This is a genomic window from Streptomyces sp. NPDC003032, from assembly GCF_053591415.1.
The window spans coordinates 83,071-96,830 of record NZ_JBSFTT010000003.1 but is presented as its reverse complement, the minus strand read 5'-3'; the positions used below and the strand labels follow the sequence as shown (position 1 = coordinate 96,830).

The 13,760-nt window shown below is 70.8% G+C and carries 15 protein-coding genes; 7 read left to right on the top strand and 8 right to left on the bottom strand.

Features of this window, described 5'->3' with window-relative positions; genetic code table 11:
• Positions 1-250 precede the first annotated feature (250 nt).
• Together ACWDZ7_RS05025 and ACWDZ7_RS05020 are read right to left on the bottom strand one after the other, a co-directional pair.
• Positions 251-901, bottom strand: a complete 651-nt coding sequence (locus tag ACWDZ7_RS05025; RefSeq protein ID WP_451794925.1) for a response regulator — start codon at positions 899-901, stop codon at positions 251-253.
• Positions 898-2,088, bottom strand: a complete 1,191-nt coding sequence (locus ACWDZ7_RS05020; protein ID WP_451794924.1) for a sensor histidine kinase — start codon at positions 2,086-2,088, stop codon at positions 898-900. The genes ACWDZ7_RS05025 and ACWDZ7_RS05020 overlap by 4 nt, the downstream gene beginning before the upstream one ends.
• A gap of 154 nt (positions 2,089-2,242) precedes the next feature.
• On the opposite strand from ACWDZ7_RS05020, the gene ACWDZ7_RS05015 reads away from it, so the two are divergent.
• On the top strand, positions 2,243-2,797 hold the full coding sequence (locus ACWDZ7_RS05015; protein WP_451794923.1) for a hypothetical protein: 555 nt from the start codon (positions 2,243-2,245) through the stop codon (positions 2,795-2,797).
• On the opposite strand, the gene ACWDZ7_RS05010 is transcribed toward ACWDZ7_RS05015, so the two are convergent.
• From ACWDZ7_RS05010 to ACWDZ7_RS05000, 3 genes are read right to left on the bottom strand one after another with little or no spacing between them, the layout of a single operon-like run.
• Positions 2,794-3,366, bottom strand: a complete 573-nt coding sequence (locus ACWDZ7_RS05010; RefSeq protein WP_451512820.1) for a cob(I)yrinic acid a,c-diamide adenosyltransferase — start codon at positions 3,364-3,366, stop codon at positions 2,794-2,796. The two genes, ACWDZ7_RS05015 and ACWDZ7_RS05010, sit on opposite strands and share 4 nt — an antisense overlap.
• Positions 3,367-3,379: 13 nt before the next feature.
• Positions 3,380-4,135, bottom strand: a complete 756-nt coding sequence (locus tag ACWDZ7_RS05005; RefSeq protein ID WP_451794922.1) for an ABC transporter permease — start codon at positions 4,133-4,135, stop codon at positions 3,380-3,382.
• A gap of 18 nt (positions 4,136-4,153) precedes the next feature.
• Positions 4,154-4,936, bottom strand: a complete 783-nt coding sequence (locus tag ACWDZ7_RS05000; protein ID WP_451794920.1) for an ABC transporter ATP-binding protein — start codon at positions 4,934-4,936, stop codon at positions 4,154-4,156.
• A 71-nt stretch (positions 4,937-5,007) separates the two neighbouring features.
• On the opposite strand from ACWDZ7_RS05000, the gene ACWDZ7_RS04995 reads away from it, so the two are divergent.
• The 4 genes from ACWDZ7_RS04995 to ACWDZ7_RS04980 all read left to right on the top strand — a co-directional run bounded on the left by ACWDZ7_RS04995 (position 5,008) and on the right by ACWDZ7_RS04980 (position 9,836).
• Positions 5,008-5,649: a TetR/AcrR family transcriptional regulator gene (locus ACWDZ7_RS04995; protein WP_451794918.1), complete on the top strand. Its 642-nt coding sequence runs from the start codon at positions 5,008-5,010 to the stop codon at positions 5,647-5,649.
• Between the two features lie 147 nt (positions 5,650-5,796).
• Positions 5,797-6,645: a 3-hydroxyacyl-CoA dehydrogenase family protein gene (locus tag ACWDZ7_RS04990; protein ID WP_451794917.1), complete on the top strand. Its 849-nt coding sequence runs from the start codon at positions 5,797-5,799 to the stop codon at positions 6,643-6,645.
• Positions 6,646-6,840: 195 nt separating this feature from the next.
• Positions 6,841-7,164 (top strand): STAS domain-containing protein, encoded by a 324-nt coding sequence (locus ACWDZ7_RS04985; protein ID WP_030792181.1) that lies wholly within the window; start codon positions 6,841-6,843, stop codon positions 7,162-7,164.
• A gap of 206 nt (positions 7,165-7,370) precedes the next feature.
• Positions 7,371-9,836, top strand: a complete 2,466-nt coding sequence (locus ACWDZ7_RS04980) for an ATP-binding protein (RefSeq protein WP_451794915.1) — start codon at positions 7,371-7,373, stop codon at positions 9,834-9,836.
• Between the two features lie 51 nt (positions 9,837-9,887).
• On the opposite strand, the gene nucS is transcribed toward ACWDZ7_RS04980, so the two are convergent.
• Entirely contained in the window at positions 9,888-10,559 is a 672-nt protein-coding gene (gene nucS / locus ACWDZ7_RS04975) for an endonuclease NucS (protein WP_451794914.1), read from the bottom strand.
• A gap of 253 nt (positions 10,560-10,812) precedes the next feature.
• Between nucS and ACWDZ7_RS04970 the strand changes: the two genes are divergently transcribed.
• Positions 10,813-11,205 (top strand): SCO5389 family protein, encoded by a 393-nt coding sequence (locus ACWDZ7_RS04970; protein WP_030789356.1) that lies wholly within the window; start codon positions 10,813-10,815, stop codon positions 11,203-11,205.
• Between the two features lie 87 nt (positions 11,206-11,292).
• Here ACWDZ7_RS04970 and ACWDZ7_RS04965 read toward each other — a convergent pair whose 3' ends face one another.
• A complete protein-coding gene (locus ACWDZ7_RS04965) occupies positions 11,293-12,327 on the bottom strand; it encodes an LLM class flavin-dependent oxidoreductase (RefSeq protein WP_451794913.1) in 1,035 nt (344 codons plus the stop codon).
• A gap of 208 nt (positions 12,328-12,535) precedes the next feature.
• Here ACWDZ7_RS04965 and ACWDZ7_RS04960 point away from each other — a divergent pair, with 208 nt between their 5' ends.
• Positions 12,536-12,868 carry an ATP/GTP-binding protein gene (locus ACWDZ7_RS04960; RefSeq protein ID WP_451794912.1) on the top strand — a complete coding sequence of 111 codons (333 nt, stop codon included), beginning with the start codon at positions 12,536-12,538 and terminating at the stop codon, positions 12,866-12,868.
• 45 nt (positions 12,869-12,913) lie between these two features.
• On the opposite strand, the gene ACWDZ7_RS04955 is transcribed toward ACWDZ7_RS04960, so the two are convergent.
• Positions 12,914-13,756: an ABC transporter permease gene (locus ACWDZ7_RS04955; RefSeq protein WP_451512919.1), complete on the bottom strand. Its 843-nt coding sequence runs from the start codon at positions 13,754-13,756 to the stop codon at positions 12,914-12,916.
• Between the last annotated feature and the right edge of the window lie 4 nt (positions 13,757-13,760).

Here is a 13,760-nt window from a genome sequence, read left to right as displayed (position 1 = left end):
CGGCCACGGCTCTGTGTCTGATTCTGACTCTCGGGCGTGTGGTGCTCTGTGTGAAGCGCACGAGGTGCTCCTCGGGTGAGATCCGGGGGTTGGGGGTGGGACCCTGCGCCGCCCGTGAGCACGTGGACACGTGGGGGAGTGCTCACCGCAGTGCGGTGAGAATAGAAAGGTCTGGACCAGCGGTCAAGAGGTCTGAACCAATGGCCGGATTGTGCCGGTCCGGAGTGATCAGGCAGCGATCAGACGGATATCAGACGCCCAACTCCTGGGCCAGAACCGCCGCTTGGACCCGACTGCGCAGCTCCAGTTTTCCGAGCAGCCGACTCACATGCGTCTTCACCGTGGCCTCCGCCATGGAGAGGCGGCTCGCGATCTCCGCGTTCGACAGGCCCTCGCCGATGCACGAGAGCACCTCGCGCTCGCGGCGCGTGAGGCTGTCCAGGACGGCCGGGTCCGGTGCGTTCTCCCTGCGTACGGCCTTCGGCGGGGCGGCGAACTCGGCGATCAGGCGGCGGGTGACGGCCGGGGCGATCAGGCCCTCGCCGCGCGCGACCGTACGGACGCCTTCGAGGAGGTCCTTCGCCTCGGTGTTCTTCAGGAGGAACCCGGAGGCGCCCGCGCGCAGCGCCCCGAAGACGTACGCGTCGAGATCGAAGGTGGTGAGGACGAGGACGTCCGCAAGTCCCTCGGCGACGACCTGGCGCGTTGCCGACACTCCGTCCAGGCGCGGCATCTGGATGTCCATCAGGACCAGATCGGGGCGCAGCTCACGGGCGAGCGCCACGGCCTGCTCGCCGTCCGCCGCCTCGCCGACCACATCGATGTCGGACGCGCTGCGCAGGATCAGGACGAGTCCCGCGCGTACGGCTGACTGGTCTTCGGCGACTAGCACCCGGATCATTCCTTGGCTCCTTCGTCTGCGGGGTCGACGGGCAGGGTCACGGAGACGATCCAGACCTTGCCGTCGGTGCTGCTCTCGGGGCCCGAGCGGAAGGTGCCGCCGAGCAGTTCGGTGCGCTCGCGCATGCCGACGAGGCCGGCTCCCGAGCCGGGGGCGCGGGGCCCGGACGGATCGCCGTACGGGCTGGTGACGTGGACCTTCAGCGCGCGCGGCTCCTGAGTGAGGGTCACGGTGACCCGGCCGGGGGACGCGTGCTTGAGGGCGTTGGTCAGGGACTCCTGGATGATGCGGTACGCGGCGAGCTCGACCGGCGCGGGCGGCTTCGGGCCCTGCGGGGCGCGGGCGTCGTCGAGTGTGACGTCGAGGCCGTTCGTGCGGGCGCCGTCGATCAGGGCGGTGAGGCCGTCGAGGGTGGGGGCGGCGGCCGGTTCCAGGTCGCCGCTGTCGTCGCGCAGGATGCCGATGAGGCGGCGCATCTCGGCGAGCCCCTCGACGCTGTTCTCACGGATGACGGCGAGCGCGTCCTTGCTGGTCTGCGGGTCGTCCAGGGAGAGCGCGGCCGTGGAGTGGATGGCGATCGCCGAGAGGTGGTTGGCGACCATGTCGTGCAGCTCGCGGGCCATCCTGGCGCGCTCGGCCGTGACGGCCTGGACGCGGTCCATCTCGGCGAGCAGCGCGGTCTGCTCGGCGCGCAGCTTCGCCGCGGCGGTCGCCTCGCGGTGGTTGCGCACCAGGACGCCGGTGGCGGCGGGCCCGAACGAGACGATGCCGGTCAGGACACCGGCGAGCACGGCGTCGGGCTCGCGCCACCAAGCGAGGAAGCCGAGCGTCACGGCGACCGTGATGGCGCCCGTGGTCAGCGGGATGCGGCGGGCGGCGGCCGGGGTGCCGTAGACGACGGCGGCGTACATGATGTCCGTGAACATCATCACCGAGGCGAGGTTGCCCGTCGTGAACTGGTCGGACACCAGCGCGCACGTCGCGAGGACGAGGGCGGTCTGGGGCATGCTGCTGCGCAGCAGTTCCAGCACCGCGAGGGCGAAGAGCGGGATCAGCGACCAGTCGGCGCCGAGTAGCCGGTCCGTCTGCATGTGCAGCCCGAGCGCCCACAGCGCGAGCCCGCTGAGCAGGCTGGCCACGGCGATCCGTACGTCGACGCGCTGCGGTCGGGGAAGGGACGGGGCCATGCCCTCCATCCAACACGGCGAGGTGGTGCCACGCCTGATCCTGGGGGAGGAACCGCCCGCTACATCGAAGGATGCAGTCCCGCTTCGTCACTGACGACGATGATCCGTGCCCGGTCCCACGGGAGCCTTGAGGGGTGAACGAGAGGAGCGAGCCGTGATCGTCACCCTGATCATCATCTGCGAGGTCGGCTTCTGGGTGCTGCTGGCCGCGGGCCTGGCCACCCGCTATCTGCTGCGGATGCCGCGCCTCGGCATCGCGGTCCTGCTGTGCGAGCCGCTGCTGGAGGTCCTGCTGCTCGTGGTGACCGCCGTCGACCTGAAGAACGGCGCCGACCCGAGCTGGAAGCACGGTCTCGCCGCGGTGTACATCGGCTACACCGTGGGCCACGGCCACCGCACGGTGAAGTGGCTCGACGGCCACGCGGCGCACCGCTTCGACGGCACGCCGGTGCCGCGCCCGCCGCGCCACGGCATGCCGAGGGCCCTGCACGAGGCGAAGGTCTGGTGCGGCACCGCCGTCGCGGCGGCCGTGGCGACCGGGCTGCTGCTGCTCGCCATGTGGTACGTCGACGACCCGGGCCGCACCTCGTCGCTGGAGTCGTGGATGCACATCGCCTGGCGGGCGGCGGGCATCCATGGCCTGATCGCGCTCAGCTACGCGCTCTTCCCGAAGCGGGTCCCGGCCCCCGCCCCGGGGTCCGACGGCTAACGCTCGCCGCCCGGCACCCACAGCACGTCCCCGACCTCCTTGTTGGCCGTACGGGCCAGGATGAACAGGAGGTCGGAGAGGCGGTTGAGGTAGGTGGCCGTCAGCGGGTTCATCGTGTCGCCGTGCGCCTCGAACGCCGCCCACGTGGACCGCTCGGCCCGCCGCACCACCGTGCAGGCCTGGTGGAGCAGCGCCGCGCCCGGCGTGCCGCCCGGCAGGATGAAGCTGCGCAGCTTCTCCAGCTCCTCCAGGAACCGGTCGCAGTCCGCCTCCAGCTTGTCGATGTACGACTGCTCGACGCGCAGGGGCGGGTACTTCGGGTCCTCGACGACCGGCGTGGAGAGGTCGGCGCCCACGTCGAAGAGGTCGTTCTGGACCCGTACGAGAACCTTCACGACCCCTTCGTCGAGGGCACCGAGGGCGATGGCCGCGCCGATGGCCGCGTTGGCCTCGTTGGTGTCGGCGTACGCGGCGATCCGCGGGTCGGTCTTCGCCGTGCGGCTCATGTCCCCGAGGGCCGTCGTCCCCTGGTCGCCGGTCCTGGTGTAGATGCGCGTCAGATTGACCATGCGGCCAGCGTAGTTACGCCCCGGCCTTCTTGAAGACTCGTGTGCCCACCGTCACGGACAGGAGTACGAAGGCGAGCGCCATCAGGACGCCGTACAGCATGGTCGCCGTCGCGTAGTCGCCCACGTATCCGGCCCGTACCGCGTCGACCAGATAGCGGAACGGCATGAGGTGCGAGAGCACGTCCAGCCAGGCCGGCGCGAGCGCCATCGGCAGCATCAGGCCGGAGAGCAGCATCGAGGGCATGCTGATGGCGTTCACCGCGGGCCCGAACTCGTGGGCCTTGTCGACCTTCATGGCCAGCGCGTACGAGAGCGAGGCGAGCCCGGCGGTCAGCAGCGCCACGAACGCGAACCCGATGAGGATGCCGCCCAGCGGCGCCCTGAGCCCCATCGCCAGCGCGGCGAGGACCAGCAGCACCGCCTGGAAGACGAAGAGCGCGGCGTCGCGCAGGACCCGGCCGAGCAGCAGGGCGAGGCGGCTGACGGGCGTCACCCGCATCCGCTCCACCACGCCGAACTGCTTCTCGATGATGAGCGCGAAACCGCTGAAGGTGGCTCCGAACAGGCCCAGTTGGAGCAGCAGCCCCGGTACGAGCACCTGCCAGGAGTCGCCCTGGGAGCCGAGCGGCAGGTCGGTGAGGAGCGGCCCGAAGAAGAGCAGGTAGAGCAGGGGCGTCAGGACGCCGAAGAGGATCTGGAACTTGGAGCGCAGGGTCTGCCGGGCGTACCGCCCGAAGATGAGCGCGGTGTCGGAGAGCAGTGCGGGCATCGAAGGGGTCCTGGGGTGTCAGACGGCGACGGGGGCCGTGTCCTTGGGCGCGATGTCGCGTCCCGTGATGGCGAGGAAGGTGTCCTGGAGGGTGGCGTCGATGGAGCCGCCGTACTGGAGCTTGAGCGCGCTCGGCGTGCCCTCGGCGACCACGACGCCCTTGTCGACGACGACCAGGCGGTCGGAGAGCGCGTCGGCCTCGTCGAGGTAGTGCGTGGTGAGGAAGACCGTGGTGCCGTGCTCGTCGCGCAGCCGCCGCACCAGCGCCCACAGGTCGGCGCGGCTGCCCGGGTCGAGCCCGGTGGTCGGCTCGTCGAGGAAGAGCACCTCGGGCCGGTGCGTGAGCCCGAGGGCGATGTCGAGGCGCCGCCGCTGGCCACCGGAGAGCGCGGCGCAGGGACGCTCCATGAGGTCGGTCAGGCCCAGGTCGTGCGCCAACTCCTCGGCCCGGATCTTGGCCTGTGCCTTCGTCAGGCGGTAGAGGCGGCCCTGGGTGATCAGCTCCTCGCGTACGGAGATGCTCAGGTCGACGCCGCCGGACTGGGCGACGTAACCGATCTTGCGCCGTACGCCGGCGGGGTCCTCGGCAAGGTCGCAGCCCGCGACGGTGGCGGCGCCGCCGGTGGGCGGCAGCAGCGTGGTGAGCATGCGCAGCGTGGTGGTCTTGCCCGCGCCGTTCGGCCCGAGGAAGCCGAGGATCTCGCCCGGCCGGACGGTCAGGTCGATGCCGCGCACGGCCTCCACGGGCCCGCTCTTGGTCTGGAAGGTCCGGGCGAGCCCGGCGGTGCTGATGATTGCCATGGCGACCACAAAAACAGAGTCCATGAAATTTTGCAATCACTCCAAATTTTCATGGACCCTAGGATGGGGGCATGGCTGAGGGACTCAGGGAGCGCAAGAAGCGGCAGACGAAGCAGCGGATCTCCGACATCGCGACGGGGCTCTTCCTGGAGCACGGCTTCGTCACGGTGACCATCGCGGAGATCGCGGACGCCGCCGACGTGTCCGTGAACACGGTCTACAACTACTTCCCGGCGAAGGAGGACCTCTTCCTCGACCGGGGCGAGGACGTCGTCGACCGGCTCTCCCGCTACGTACGCGGTCGCCGCGAGGGGGAGTCCGCCGCCGACGCCGTCCTGCGCGAGCTGCGCGCCGACGTGGAGGGCGTCTCGCCGGGCATCGGGCTCTTCCCCGGCTGGGCCGACTTCATGAAGGTCATCACCGAGGCGCACGCCCTGCGCTCCCGGCTCTGGGCGATCCAGCAGGAGGCCCTGGACCGACTCACGAAGACCCTCGCCGAGGAGACCGGCGCCGCCGACGGCGACCCGCTGCCCGGGCTGATCGCGGGTCAGCTCTCCTGGGTCCACGGCACGCTCATGACGTGGATCGGCGATGAGATGTCCAAGTGCCGCGACCCCGCCGAGGTCTCCCGCGAAGCCCTCGTGCTGCTCGACGAGGTGGAGGACCTGCTCAGCGAAAATGTCCTCAACTACGCGGTGCGGGGCGCCCGGTGACGCGTACCGGTGTGATGTCCGTCATTTGAGACGTGACGCGCATCTCTTCGCGGCCACAGGCGGGCTCACGACCGCTAATGTCCGCCGCAGAGGCATACGTGAACAGCGTGTAAGCCAAGCGTGATAAGCGGTAGGGGAGTCGGAACAGTGGCACGCAAGCTCGCCGTCATCGGAGCCGGACTCATGGGGTCCGGTATCGCTCAGGTCTCCGCCCAGGCGGGCTGGGACGTCGTCCTGCGCGACGTCACCGACGAGGCCCTGACCCGGGGCACCGACGGGATCAAGGCCTCGTACGACAAGTTCGTGAGCAAGGGCAGGCTCGCGGCCGGCGACGCCGAGGCCGCGCTCGGACGCATCACGACCACCACCGACCTGGACGCCGTCGCCGACGCGGACATCGTCGTCGAGGCCGTCTTCGAGAAGCTGGAGGTCAAGCACGAGATCTTCCGCACGCTCGACAAGCTCGTGCGCGACGACGCGGTGCTCGCCTCCAACACCTCCGCCATCCCGATCACCAAGATCGCGGCCGTGACGGAGCGTCCGGAGCGCGTCGTGGGCGCCCACTTCTTCTCGCCGGTGCCGATGATGCAGCTGTGCGAGCTGGTGCGCGGCTACAAGACCAGCGACGAAACGCTCGCCCGCGCCAGGGAGTTCGCCGAGTCCGTCGGCAAGACCTGCGTCGTCGTCAACCGCGACGTCGCCGGCTTCGTGACCACCCGTCTCATCTCCGCGCTCGTCGTCGAGGCCGCCAAGCTCTACGAGTCGGGCGTCGCCACCGCCGAGGACATCGACACCGCCTGCAAGCTCGGCTTCGGCCACGCCATGGGCCCGCTCGCGACCGCCGACCTCACCGGCGTCGACATCCTGCTGCACGCCACCAGCAACATCTACACGGAGTCCCAGGACGAGAAGTTCGCGCCGCCGGAGCTGATGCGCCGGATGGTTGACGCCGGTGACATCGGCCGCAAGAGCGGGCAGGGCTTCTACAAGCACTGAACGGTACTGACGTACGCCATCTGACGCCTCGTCTGACGATTGGTCGCCTCCAGGGTCACCCCTCGGAGTGAATTCGGTATCGGTTCGCTTACAGACGGCAACTTCCTGTCCCATGCGGCAGTCAGTTGCAGTGACATACGCAGACGGCTTACGGATCAGACGTCACAGCAGACTCAGCACTCTTGGGGAGCGCATATGCACATCAGGGGCGACCAGGCCCAGCTGGTCGTCGGGGGGCGCCTCGACGTACGTAGCGCGGCGGACGCCCGTACGGTCCTGCACTCGGCCGTCGACGACGGAGCCGGCGACCTGGTGCTCGACCTGTCCGAACTCGACTCGTGGGACGCCACGGGACTCGGCGTCATCATGGGCGCGCACCGCCGCGCCGGACGGTGCGGACGCAGGCTCGTCCTGCGCCATGTGCCGCCCCAGATGCAGCGCCTGCTCGTCGCGACGAGACTGCACCGCATCCTCGCCATCGAAGGCGGCATCGGCGTCGAATCGCTCCCCAGAGCCTGAACCCGCACCTCACGCACAATCCTCACGAGACTGTGACGTCTCGGGCGGGGCGATACCCCGCCCTCTCGTAGATACTGAGCGAAGGTCTAGGGTTCGGTCGCCCACCGACAGACGGACCCGCGCGGGCACCGGACCAGAAGCGACAGCGCAGTGTGCACGAAGGCCGGAGGGGGCTCTGCACACGACGCATCTGGGGGGCTGAGACCATGGACCCGATGAACCGGGGACCCGAAGACCACGGCCACGACCACAGTGGCGACGACCACGACGGCTCGGCGCGACCGCAGCGTCCGCGCGATCCTCTGACGCCCGACTTCGGGCAGCCCGCACCGGCGCTCGCCCGCACCGTCCAGCTCGTCACGGGCGACTTCCTGCTCACCGTCAACCCCATCGACGGCAGCGAGATAGAGCCCTGCCCGCCCGGAGAGCGGCCGGACACGCCCACCAGGCGCACCGCCGCCGAGCGCATGGAGCTGCGCCGCGCCGCGCTGCCGCCCGTGCCGCCGGGCCCCGCACTGCCCAGGCTGCCGCTCCTGGAGCGCCAGGAGGAGCGTGAGCGCCTCGTACGGCTCCTCGCGCGCGGCCGCTCGGTGCGGCTCACCGGACCCGCGGGATCGGGCCGCACGGCGCTGCTCAACGCCGTCGCCGACGACTGCGCGGACCTCGCCCCCGACGGCGTCGTCCGGCTCTCCGGCTACCGCAAGACGCCCGTGGAACTGCTCCACGAACTCTTCGCCATCGTCTACAACGCGCCGCTGCACCGCCCCGACCGCGCCCTGCTGCTCGAACTCGTCCACGACATCGGCGCCGTCGTCGTCCTCGACGACCTGGAGTTCGGCGGCGCGGGCCTCGACGAGCTGCTCGACGCGACACCCGAGTGCGCCTTCCTCCTGTCCACGACGCCCGACGTCACCGCCCCGTCCGCCGACTCCCACCTCGAAGAGGTGTTCCTCGGCGGCCTCGGACGCGGCGGCGGCCTCGAGCTCCTGGAGCGGGCCGTCGGCCGCGTCCTCGACGACGAGGAGGCCAACTGGGCGGGCGACCTGTGGTTCGAGTCCGAGGGCCTGCCGCTGCGCTTCGTCCAGGCCGGCGCCCTGCTCCGCCAGCGCGACCAGCTCCGCGCCGACCCGCGCGCCTTCGAGGAGCACGGCTACTTCGCCGACACCCCGGTCGACGCGCCCTTCGACACCGGCGCCGACGCGGAATCCGAGATCCCGCTGCCCTCGCTCGCCGACGGAGCAGCGCCCGCCGCCCTGCTCGCCTCGCGGCTCAGCCCCTCCGCCCGCGCCACCCTGAAGTTCGCCGTCGCGCTCGGCGGTGAGCTGCCGCACCAGGCGCACCTGCCCGCCCTGGTCGGTGACACCCACGCCGACGCGGCCCTCGCCGAGCTGGTCGGCTGCGCCCTGGTCACCGCCGTCGGCGCCCGCTACCGCCTCGCCGCCGGAGTGCGTACGCAACTGGAGGGCGCCGGATACGCCGACGAGGCCGCCGAGCACGCCAGGACCACCGCCCGGCACTACACCTGGTGGGCCGGGCACCCCTCCGTCGCCCCGGAGCGGGTCGCCGCCGAGGCGGACGCCGTGCAGGCCGCCCTGGCCGCCCTGGTCGGCCCGGAGAGCGGCGCCGCGGTGCTGCTGGCCCGCACCGCCGCGCCCGCCTTCGCCGGCGGGCTCCACTGGGGCGCCTGGGAACGTGCCCTGCGCTCCGGCCAGGAAGCGGCACGCAACGCCGGGGAAGTCGGCGAAGAGGCGTACTTCCACCACGAGTTGGGCGTCCTCGCGCTCTGCGGCGGACAGCTCGACCGGGCCCGCGCCGAGCTGGAGGCCTCCATAGGGCTGCGCGGCGCCCTCGCCGACAAGCGCGGCATGATCTCCGGGCGCAGAGCCCTCGCCCTGGTCGCCGACCGCTCGGGCGGCGCGCTGCCCGGCGGGCGTACGGCCGCGGGCGAAGAGGTCCCCGACGCGCGGTACGAGGAGTCGGCGTCGCCCCCCGGCGGTGTCCCGGCTGCCTTCGCGCTGCCCGGACCGCCCGCCGAGCCGGACACCCTGGTCACCAGCAGGGTCACGCCCGCCGTCGGCGCGGGAGGCGCGCCGAGCCGCCGCTCCATCCTCAGCGGCACCCGGCGCAACCTCGTCGCCGCGGGCGCGGGAGCCCTGCTCGCCGCCGTCCTCGGCACCGTCGTCACGCTCGGCGCCACGTCCGACGGCGACCGCCCCGAGGGCGACCGGGTCAAGACGGAGCAGTCGGCCGAGAAGGACGGCGACGGCGGCGGCCTGAGCGCCGACGAGCCGCGGACGGACTCCACGAACCGCCCCGACGGCCCCGGCAAGGACGGCGTCATCGGCACCTCCGACGACCCGAAGCCCTCCGCCACCGGCGAGCCCTCAAGCAAGCCGAGCGACAGCGGCGAGCCGTCGGCCAAGCCGACCGACAAGCCCACGGACAAACCGACGGACAAGCCCACCGGCAAGCCGACGGACAAGCCGACCGACAAACCCACGGACAAGCCCACCGACAAACCGACGGACAAGCCCACCGACCCGCCCACCACGGACGAGCCGACGGACCCGCCGACGACCGACGACCCGCCGCCCTCCCCGCCCACGAGCGACGCCGCGCCGTCCTCGGCCGTCACCTCCGCCGACACCTCGGACTCGGCGAGCACGTCATAAAGGGCCGGGTCCTGACGGACCCGGCCCCTCACGACGTACGTGTGATGTCTCTCAGAACAGCCGCAGCTTGTCGTCCTCGATGCCGCGCAGCGCGTTGTAGTCCAGGACGGTGCAGCCGATGCCGCGGTCCGTGGCCAGGACGCGGGCCTGCGGCTTGATCTCCTGGGCGGCGAAGACGCCCCTGACGGGCGCCAGATGCGGGTCGCGGTTCAACAGGTCCAGATAGCGGGTCAGTTGCTCCACGCCGTCGATCTCGCCGCGCCGCTTGATCTCCACGGCGACCGTCTGCCCGTCGGCGTCCCGGCAGAGGATGTCGACCGGGCCGATCGCCGTCATGTACTCGCGGCGGATGAGCGAGTAACCCTCACCCAGTGTCTCGATCCGGTCGGCGAGCAGCTCCTGGAGGTGCGCTTCCACACCGTCCTTGATGAGCCCCGGGTCCACGCCCAGCTCGTGCGAGGAGTCGTGCAGGACTTCCTCCATCGTGATGATGAGCTTCTCGCCCGCCTTGTTCACGACGGTCCACACACCGGCGTCGTCCCCTGATCCCTCCTTCAAGGTGCAGGGCGGGGACATCCAGTTGAGGGGCTTGTAGGCCCTGTCGTCCGCGTGGATCGAGACGCTGCCGTCCGCCTTCACGAGGATCAGACGGGGCGCCGACGGGAGATGGGCGGTGAGCCGGCCCGCGTAGTCCACGGAGCATCGGGCAATGACGAGACGCATGGGGCGCAACGCTACTCGACTCGGGGTGGTGCACGCGATTCGCCCACCCGGGGACCCGGGCACCGCGGGGGCCGCACGACTTGTCCGCCGATGGACCCGTTCGATCCTGGCCGGTTATGCGCCCAATCTCCTGGTGCGGTCACGCGCTGTTGCCTACCGTAGAAGCGGGAGGTCGTCATCCGTGCACGCTGCGTATGCGGACTCCATCCCTGTCCGTAAGCCCTCGCTTCGCGGGGGTGCGAGAGGAGAACCCATGTCGCTCGACGTCTCACCGGCACTGTTGGAACAGGCCGAGCGAGGCGAGGTGGACGAAGCAGCATTCGTCGACTGCGTCCGGACCTCCCTGCCTTACGCATGGGAGATGATCAGCTCCTTGGTGGCCCAGCTGAAGGTCGACGGCGGAGAGTTCGCCGACAACCAGACGCCGCCGCCGGACGAGCAGGCACGTGGACAGCTGCTGCGCGCGCTCGCGAGTGACGCGATTCGCGGCGCTCTGCAGCGGCACTTCGGGGTGCGTCTGGCATTCCAGAACTGCCACCGCGTGGCGGTGTTCCCGCTGGACTCTTCGGTGGACGACAGGCTCGCCCGCTTCACCTCGATCCGGGGCCAGCTGCTCAACCAGTCTCCCGAACTGCGGGACTGCTGACGCTTGCTGCTGCCGCTCCGTACGCGGGAGGTGTGTCAGTCCGGAGCGGCAGCTTCCGTCTCAGCCCGGCTGGGGCCGCACCGGCCCTCAGCGCAGCTGGGGCAGCACCTCTGCCCCCAGCCTCCGCACGTTCTCCTCCGTGGCCGCGAGGTCGCCGGAGCCCTCGACGAGCAGCGCGAAGCGCGTGATGCCCGTGCGCTCCGACGTGGCGGCGAGGCGGTCCGCGCACACCTGCGGTGTGCCCACGGGGTGCAGGCCGCAGAGCAGTTCGGTGTACGCCAGCGGGTCCCGCATGGCGCGGCTGCGGCCGTCGACCGTCACATGGGCGTCCAGACCCTGCTTGAGCCAGCCCGGCATCGCTTTCTGTAACACCTCGGCCGCCTCAAGACGCCGGTCCGCGATCTGCACGACGCCGGCGGAGACGTGCGAAGCCGTGGCGATTTCCTCCGGCGTATGCCCGGCGGCACGGGCGTGCCGATTCCACAAGGCCACCATTTCGGCCTTCTCGTCGTCGCCCGCGTGCATACCGAGCAGCATGGGCAGTCCGCGCTGTGCGGCGAGCCGCACGCTGGACGGCGAGGTGCAGGCGAGGACCACTTCGGGGCCGCTGTCGTCCTGGCCGCCCAGCGCCTCCTGGGGACGTGGTACGACGGCGACCTCGCGGAACGCGAACCGCTCGCCCGAACTATCGACCCGGGGCTCGCGCAGCCACCTGAGCAGCAGGTCGAGGGAGTCGGGGAACCCCTTCTCGTAGGCTTCCAGGCCCACGCCGAAGACCTCCAGGTCCACCCAGGGGCCGCCCCGGCCGACGCCCAGCGAGAAACGGCCGCCGGACGTGATGTGGAGCAGGGCCGCCTGCTCGCCGAGCGCGACGGGGTGCACGGTCGGCAGGACGCTCACGGCCGTGCCGATCCGGATCCGCCGGGTCCGTCCGAGGAGCAGCGCCGCCAGGGTCACCGCCGAGGGACATGTGCCGTACGGCACGAAGTGGTGTTCGGCGAGCCAGACCGAGTCGAGCCCCGCCTCCTCGGCCACCTCGGCGGACCGCACCGCTCGGTGCAGAGCCTCCCCCTGCCCCTGTCCGGGGAATTGACCGGCCGGAACAAAACTACCTACACGCATCGAACTCCTGCCTCCTTGGCGCCGACGCAGGCACTCCCCCCACGGGCAACAACGCGTGACACGTGCCAAAGGCACGGCTTGGCGTGAAGATTGTTGGATTTTCCGTGCACCGCGGGGGCAGCTGTGGGATCCGCGCGGGGCGGGTACCCCTCGACACGGCGCGTAGGCTGGTCACCCCCCTGATCGCCGTACAGCCGAGAGGTGTTCTGTGTCCCCGCGTCGCAACCGCCCCAAGGGCGCCGCAGAGTCGAGGGCGTCCGCGGGCGCGGTGCCGCCCGGCCGCTACGGCGGGTTCCAGAGCGCCGAGACCTGGCAGGACGAGCAGTGGAGCGTACGCCATGTCGCGGGCGCGAGCGCGGAGGGCAAGCGGTACCGCTGTCCCGGCTGCGACCAGGAGATCCCCTCGTCCCTCGCGCACCTGGTGGCCTGGCCGGAGCACTCCGGGGTGGACGAGCGCAGACACTGGCACAAGGCCTGCTGGAACGCGAAGGACCGCCGCACCACGAGGGTGCAGCGGTCCCGTAACGCGCCGAGGTACTAGTAGTCGGCCTCCGGTACGGCTCGGAGATCTCGTACGGCTATACGGCTATACGTCGCGCTTCTCCAGGAGGGCGAAGGCGCCGCCGAGCGCGACCACCGTCACGACGACGAGGACGACCAGCTGGGACGTGCCGCCGGAGCCGTCGATGCCGTCCGCGCCGAAGATCTTCGCGAGCGAGTTGATGGCGTTGTAGTCCGACATCTTCTCGGCGAGCGACCGCGTGCTGTCCCAGATCATCAGGAACGCGGGCAGGATCGCCGGTACGAGGACGACGCCGAGCATGGCGGTGATGGCGCCCGCGGAGTGCCGCAGCATGGAGCCGGCGGCCAGCGCGAGCACACCGAGCAGTGAGACGTACAGGCCGCCCTTGAAGACGGTGCCCATCCAGGGGAGGTCGCCCGACTCGGGACCGCTGTTCATGGACGAGGCCGCGAGGCCCACCAGCAGGATGGAGCCCGCGGAGACGACGAAGGCCGTGACGAAGAAGACGATGACCTTCGCGGCCAGCACGCGGTGGCGCTGCGGGGAGGCCGTGAACGTCGTACGGATCATGCCCGTGCCGTACTCCGACGAGGTCACCAGGACACCGAGCGTGATCAGGCAGATCTGGCCCAGCATGAGGCCGAAGAAGGCCGGGACCGTGTACGGCATGTCCGAGTAGTTCTCGGGGGTGGTGTTCGCGGCGGCGAGCAGGCCGATGCCGATGACCAGGGCGAGGAAGATGCCCAGGGTCCACATCGTGGAGCGGACCGACTTTATCTTCGTCCACTCGGAGGCGAGGGCGTTGCCGAGGTGGGTCTTCCTGACTGGGATCGGCGAGGTGTACGCGTTGTTCATCGCCTGCTGCCAGGCGGAGGGCGGCGCCGGGGCGGCGGGCGGGGGAGCCATCGGG

What these genes read in the sequence shown, in the direction of transcription:
- ACWDZ7_RS05025 (WP_451794925.1), bottom strand. Translation starts at nt 901, where the DNA reads ATGATCCGGGTGCTAGTCGCCGAAGACCAGTCAGCCGTACGCGCGGGA.
- ACWDZ7_RS05020 (WP_451794924.1), bottom strand. Translation starts at nt 2,088, where the DNA reads ATGGCCCCGTCCCTTCCCCGACCGCAGCGCGTCGACGTACGGATCGCC.
- ACWDZ7_RS05010 (WP_451512820.1), bottom strand. Translation starts at nt 3,366, where the DNA reads ATGGTCAATCTGACGCGCATCTACACCAGGACCGGCGACCAGGGGACG.
- ACWDZ7_RS05005 (WP_451794922.1), bottom strand. Translation starts at nt 4,135, where the DNA reads ATGCCCGCACTGCTCTCCGACACCGCGCTCATCTTCGGGCGGTACGCC.
- ACWDZ7_RS05000 (WP_451794920.1), bottom strand. Translation starts at nt 4,936, where the DNA reads ATGGCAATCATCAGCACCGCCGGGCTCGCCCGGACCTTCCAGACCAAG.
- ACWDZ7_RS04995 (WP_451794918.1), top strand. Translation starts at nt 5,008, where the DNA reads ATGGCTGAGGGACTCAGGGAGCGCAAGAAGCGGCAGACGAAGCAGCGG.
- ACWDZ7_RS04985 (WP_030792181.1), top strand. Translation starts at nt 6,841, where the DNA reads ATGCACATCAGGGGCGACCAGGCCCAGCTGGTCGTCGGGGGGCGCCTC.
- ACWDZ7_RS04980 (WP_451794915.1), top strand. Translation starts at nt 7,371, where the DNA reads ATGGACCCGATGAACCGGGGACCCGAAGACCACGGCCACGACCACAGT.
- nucS (WP_451794914.1), bottom strand. Translation starts at nt 10,559, where the DNA reads ATGCGTCTCGTCATTGCCCGATGCTCCGTGGACTACGCGGGCCGGCTC.
- ACWDZ7_RS04970 (WP_030789356.1), top strand. Translation starts at nt 10,813, where the DNA reads ATGTCGCTCGACGTCTCACCGGCACTGTTGGAACAGGCCGAGCGAGGC.
- ACWDZ7_RS04965 (WP_451794913.1), bottom strand. Translation starts at nt 12,327, where the DNA reads ATGCGTGTAGGTAGTTTTGTTCCGGCCGGTCAATTCCCCGGACAGGGG.
- ACWDZ7_RS04955 (WP_451512919.1), bottom strand. Translation starts at nt 13,756, where the DNA reads ATGGCTCCCCCGCCCGCCGCCCCGGCGCCGCCCTCCGCCTGGCAGCAG.